Below are 1,621 nucleotides of genomic sequence, written 5' to 3'. Positions count from 1 at the left end.
GGTGGACTCAGGCACTCGAATAAGGCAGAATTAGTGATGTCGGAAGGGGATGGCAGCCCCGGACGACAGGCCCGAACCTTCAACACCAGGGAGACCACGTGAACACCGAGACCGAGACCGGCACCGCGAAGCACTGGATCGTGGACGCCTACGACGCCGTTCTGGTGGACGGCGTGATCGTTCACGACCTGTTCAACGTGGCCCGCGTCTGCATGACGTGCCACATGGAGACCGGTCTTACCGGCCCGTGCCTGCGGGAGAACCCCCTTCCGACCCCGGAGGAGATCACCCAGGTCGCGACGCTCGCCGAGCTGCACGACGCCGCGCGTATCGCGTTCGGCACCCTTCCGCTGTGGATGGTCGACGCCATCGCGCGGGGCGAGCTGGACGCGTACGCCCCGGACGACCGGCGGAAGCGGCTCAGCCGGGCGCGTCAGTCGCTCGCGTACGCCGAGCTGCACCGCCGGGCGCTCGACACCGAGTAAGCAACCGCACGAGCCCCACCGTCCGGGGCGGGATGGCAGCCCGCCCCGGACGAGCCCCGAACCTTCAACACCGCAAGGACGCACAGCATGAGCACTCAGCCCGTCAAGCCCGAGACCGTCGCCCCCGAGTGGCCCGCCGCGAAGCCCGCCGACATCGACGCCGCCACGGCGTCCGCCATCATCGAGGCCCGAGCGATCAGCGAGGAGCTGACCAAGGAGCACGGCGTTCCGGCCGTCATCGTGGGGCATGGCATCGACCCGGTCACCAACGGGCCCGTTGTGCGCGTCGACACGGCGGAAGGGCTCATTGCCCTTGCGATCCCGGCGGTTGGCGAGCCGTACGTCATCCAGCGCGGCGGACAGCGCCTGTTGGGGCTCCAGGCCGTCCGCCGCCCGCGCGCCCAGGTCGCCACGGTCGCCCGCCAGTTCGTCGGAGTGCTCCAGGCCCGCAACCTCGTGTGACCCACGTCACCCGAACGAGGGACGCGAGAGGCTGGACCTGCACCCCAAAATAAGGCAGAATTAGGGATGTCGGGAGGGGATGGCAGCCCCTCCCGGCATCGGCCCGAACCTTCAACACCGGGAGACGCGATGCGGAACACCCCCACCACCGCCGAGCAGGCGCAGGAGAACTTGCAGGCCACTAAGGCACTGCTCGGACTCCAGCAGCGCGGATACCTGCACGCCGCCGAGCGCCGTTCCTTCGGCTGGATCGCCGTGATCAAGCGGGGTGAGCCCCCGGTCGTCATGCACTCCCCCAAGGGCGTCATGCAGTTCGTGGCCAACCACGGGATGCCCCAGAACCTGGAACCCGTCCGCCGCTAGCCGAGCCCCCGCCGGGAGGGGTGGCAGTCCCTCCCGGCCCCCGAACCTTCAACGAGGAGCCACGCAATGCCCCGGAACAACAACCACAACGCCCGCCAGAACGACGGAAGCCGGTACGGACTGGCCATCGTCGTCGGCATCGGTGCCCTGTTCGTGGGGGGCGCGATCGGCCTTGACGGCGTGTGGTGGCTGATTCAGCACCTCATCCCCGCACTCGTCGTGGTCGGCACGCTGGGCGTGGTCCTGAAGATGCTGGACCGCCGCCGCCGGAGCTGAACCGCGCCGTGCGGTCCCCGGTCCGAGCCGGGGAC

The 1,621-nt window shown here is 69.4% G+C and carries 4 protein-coding genes; all 4 read left to right on the top strand.

Going from position 1 to position 1,621, the window contains the following annotated elements; genetic code table 11:
• Positions 1 to 98 precede the first annotated feature (98 nt).
• The 4 genes from ACFC09_RS46035 to ACFC09_RS46020 all read left to right on the top strand — a co-directional run bounded on the left by ACFC09_RS46035 (position 99) and on the right by ACFC09_RS46020 (position 1,586).
• Entirely contained in the window at positions 99 to 485 is a 387-nt protein-coding gene (locus ACFC09_RS46035; RefSeq protein WP_376539194.1) for a hypothetical protein, read from the top strand.
• A gap of 87 nt (positions 486 to 572) precedes the next feature.
• Positions 573 to 947 (top strand): hypothetical protein, encoded by a 375-nt coding sequence (locus tag ACFC09_RS46030; RefSeq protein ID WP_376539193.1) that lies wholly within the window; start codon positions 573 to 575, stop codon positions 945 to 947.
• Positions 948 to 1,076: 129 nt separating this feature from the next.
• A complete protein-coding gene (locus ACFC09_RS46025; protein ID WP_030795585.1) occupies positions 1,077 to 1,310 on the top strand; it encodes a hypothetical protein in 234 nt (77 codons plus the stop codon).
• Between the two features lie 66 nt (positions 1,311 to 1,376).
• Positions 1,377 to 1,586 (top strand): hypothetical protein, encoded by a 210-nt coding sequence (locus tag ACFC09_RS46020; RefSeq protein WP_266665108.1) that lies wholly within the window; start codon positions 1,377 to 1,379, stop codon positions 1,584 to 1,586.
• Positions 1,587 to 1,621 lie beyond the last annotated feature (35 nt).

It is taken from the genome of Streptomyces sp. NPDC056161 (assembly GCF_042268025.1).
Taxonomy (GTDB): Bacteria; Actinomycetota; Actinomycetes; order Streptomycetales; family Streptomycetaceae; genus Streptomyces.
The sequence above is the reverse complement of the archived record's forward strand: the minus strand, read 5'-3'. Positions and strand labels throughout refer to the sequence as shown.

Excerpts from the sequence above, each read along its gene's own strand:
- ACFC09_RS46030 (WP_376539193.1), top strand. The coding sequence starts at position 573 with ATGAGCACTCAGCCCGTCAAGCCCGAGACCGTCGCCCCCGAGTGGCCC.
- ACFC09_RS46025 (WP_030795585.1), top strand. The coding sequence starts at position 1,077 with ATGCGGAACACCCCCACCACCGCCGAGCAGGCGCAGGAGAACTTGCAG.
- ACFC09_RS46020 (WP_266665108.1), top strand. The coding sequence starts at position 1,377 with ATGCCCCGGAACAACAACCACAACGCCCGCCAGAACGACGGAAGCCGG.